Annotated in this window: 1 protein-coding gene; it reads left to right on the forward strand. The window is 63.4% G+C overall.

The window, feature by feature from the left end:
- Window positions 1–178: 178 nt before the first annotated feature.
- A partial coding sequence (locus tag AC1D0Z_RS23620) for an efflux RND transporter permease subunit (protein WP_477660545.1) occupies window positions 179–660 on the forward strand: 482 nt, incomplete at its 3' end.

Raw genomic sequence — 660 nt, forward strand, 5'->3', positions numbered from 1 at the left:
TAGCGCAGCGCAGGGGTCGCAGGAACCAGGGTCGCCTTTTCTTTGGTGACTTTCTTTTGGCGAAGCAAAAGAAAGTTACTTGCCGCCGGCAACCCCGGCCTCGAAACCCTACAAAAAAGCGGGCCACAAAAAAAACCACCCTCGTAGGTCAGTACCTCTCTGGTAGCGGAGAGCTGCCATGAACCTCTCCGAGCCCTTCGTCCGCCGCCCGGTAGCCACAGTCCTACTCACCATAGGCCTGGCCCTCGCAGGCATCGCCGCGTTCTTCGTGCTGCCGGTTTCACCGCTGCCGCAAGTGGATTTCCCGGTGATCTCGGTCAGCGCCTCGTTGCCGGGAGCCAGTCCCTCCACCATGGCCAGCAGCGTGGCGACGCCGCTGGAGCGGCGCCTCGGCGTGATCGCGGGCGTCAATGAGATGACATCCAACAGCAGCAACGGCTCAACCCGTGTCAGCCTGCAGTTTGACCTGAACCGCAAGATCGACGCGGCAGCGCGCGAGGTGCAGGCCGCCATCAACGCTTCGCGCGCCGACTTGCCCGCCACCTTGCGCAGCAACCCAACTTACCGCAAGGCCAACCCGGCCTCGGCGCCGGTCATCATCCTGGCGCTCACGTCCAAAAYGCGCTCGCCGGGCCAGATCTACGACGAGGTCTCCAACCT

The organism is Polaromonas sp. P1_E3 (assembly GCF_056405935.1).